The 2,619-nt window shown below is 55.4% G+C and carries 3 protein-coding genes; all 3 read right to left on the reverse strand.

From position 1 onward, the window contains the following. On the reverse strand, window positions 1-1,213 hold a 1,213-nt coding region (locus VMW13_01585), incomplete at its 3' end, for an ABC transporter substrate-binding protein (GenBank protein ID HUV43500.1). 116 nt (window positions 1,214-1,329) lie between these two features. Further along, a complete protein-coding gene (locus VMW13_01590) occupies window positions 1,330-2,307 on the reverse strand; it encodes an ABC transporter permease (protein ID HUV43501.1) in 978 nt (325 codons plus the stop codon). Window positions 2,308-2,326: 19 nt separating this feature from the next. Next, a partial coding sequence (locus VMW13_01595; GenBank protein HUV43502.1) for an ABC transporter permease occupies window positions 2,327-2,619 on the reverse strand: 293 nt, incomplete at its 5' end.

A 2,619-nucleotide genomic window follows, 5' to 3' on the forward strand; every position in this document is an offset into this window, starting at 1 on the left:
TCTCAGCGTTACCATTGTAGAGACCCTCTATCATGGCATCCCGGTCGATTGCCATCGACAGTGCTCGCCGTACCCGGATATCATCGTAGGGCAGTTCTTCAATATCCATCCGCATGAAGATGTTGTTCGACGTGTGTCTGAGGTATCGCGAGTAATTGAGCTCTGGGTTCGTCCGGAGCAGGCTTTCGCCATCATCCCACTCAATGCCACTAATCTGGTCAATCTTGCCGGTCCGCAGGGCCGAGATTTGCGTGGACTCGTCTTCGATCACTAGTCCGCGAACCCTGTCCGGATAGGGCAGCATGTTACCCGGGTTAACCGGGTCCTCACGCCAATACGAGGGGTTTCTGGCCATCGTTACCGAGCTGTCTATCACATAATCGGTTACCATGTAGGCCCCTGTGCCGATCTGGTCCCTCCAGTCGGTTACGAAATCGTCCAGGGTATATGTCCCGACCTCAACCGGCTGTTGCCAGTTCACTCCGGCTCCAGCGGCTAGTTCTTTAGGAAATATCCGTACCTCTGTGACGTTTCCCTGGATGGCTGCACCGTGCGACTGCGGTGGAGTCTTGACTACTACCGTCGTCTTGTCGAGCGCCTGAACAGATATTATCTTGTCTTCCAGTTTTGACTGAGGCCAGCCGAAGCATGACGGGTCCATGCTAACCCGATAGATGCTGTAGGCCACATCTTCAGCCGTCAGCTCTCGCCCGAACGCCGGTGCCTTATCTTGCCAGTGAATGCCCTCGCGGATCTTGTAGATAATAGTCTCGTTGTCCGGCCATTCCCAGCTCACCCCGACCGCCCATATATCATGCTCAATCGTCCAGAGACCGGGCATAATCCACTCGTCTTCCCCGGTACCGGCCGGTCCTTTTGCCCAATCACCGGTACGCAGGGTCTCGTTGGTCAGGTGCACCGTCCAGCATGAGGCGGCCAGGATGGTCTTGGGGTCAAAGCCTACCACGTCCGCCGTCAGGCCAATGGTAAGCGTCCCCCCGTATCGCGGTCCAGTTGTTGCTGTTGCTGCTACTACCTCCGCCTCCTCCTCCTCTGCCTTCTCTGCTACCTCACCTTCCTTTTCTGTTTCTGTCACCTTACCAACGACTGTTTCCGCCTCTTCTTGCTCTTCCACCACCGGCTGGCAGGAAGCCAGCACTAAAGCCACCACCATCAGCGAAGTTAAGATGAGCCAGGATATTTTTCTTGTCATTTCTTGTTCCTCCTTTTTCACCCGGGCAGTTGATTCGGGCCTGCCGAACGACTACGTCTACACTACTTCCTCCTTTCTGAATAGTCTTACTTAATCGGCTAGCCGCTATTCATTCCTCAAAGTACTCCAGCTTTGCTCTTCTTGGCCAGGGCTTTCTTGGCCTTCTCGCTTCCGTATTCACCCATGCCACCGACACCTCCCCTCAGCCGGGGGTCAAGCAGGTCCCTTAAGGCATCTCCAAACATGTTGATACCGTAAACTACCATGGACAGGGCCAGACCCGGCCAGATAGCCATCCAGGGAGCGTCAAACATGTACTTGCGCCCCGGCCCGCTGAGCATACCGCCCCAGCTCGGGGCTGGCGGTGGAATGCCGAACCCGAGGAAGCTGAGAGTGGCCTCAGCGATTATGACCGCGCCCATGGCGATGGTGAATATGATGATGACGGGAGCAAACACATTGGGCAGGATGTGCCGGATAAGTATCCGTGAGTTCGAAGCCCCGAGGGCGTTGGCGGCATCTACATAGACATTCTGTTTGGCCCCCATAACCGCGCTCCTCACCAGTCTCGATGAACCGATACCACCCAGGATTCCCAGGCAAAATATAACCTGGAGCAGTCCGGGCCCGATGATGGCCATCACCGCCAGATAGAAGAACAGTGCCGGGAAAACAATAACGGCATCAACGAACCGCTGTATTATCAGGTCGACCTTGCCGCCAAAGTAACCCGAGATAATACCGATAAGCGTAGCCAGGATAACGTCAATGGTGGAAGCGCCCAGACCGACGAACATGGAGATACGAGCACCGTAGATGATACGGCTGAGCATGTCTCGCCCCAGCTGGTCTGTTCCTAACAGGTACTCACCCGATTGTGGTACCATCACGGCTCGCATATTAATCTCATTGGACCCGTAGGGGGCGAGAAAGTCAGCGAAAATGCCGACAAAAAGCAGCCCCAGGACGATGACGGCACCAACGGTGCCCATTGGCTTCTCCCTGGCCAGCCTCACGGCGAAGCCAGCCAGCCGGTGACGCCTCCCTCGCTTAGCCATCCCCTCGGAAATGGTGCCTCCAGCATTTTCAGCCATGTCTCGATGCCTTCTCTATCTATTTGTAGCGAATCCTGGGGTCAATGTAGGCGTAGCTTATGTCGGTCAACAGAATACATGCCATTGTCAGGGCAGCCATAATCAGGTTCACTCCAGAGATTATTGGGTAGTCCCGGTTGTTGATAGCTTCAATCATGAGACGCCCCATCCCGGGCAAACAGAATATTTGCTCCATGACAATGGCGCCACTCAGTAAGCCGGGGATGCGTGCTCCCAGCATGGTTATCAGGGGAAGCCCGGCGTTTCTCAGGGCATGCCGCAGGACGATTACCCTCTCCTTAAGCCCCTTTG

It is taken from the genome of Dehalococcoidales bacterium, assembly GCA_035529395.1.
Taxonomy (GTDB): domain Bacteria; phylum Chloroflexota; class Dehalococcoidia; order Dehalococcoidales; family Fen-1064; genus DUES01.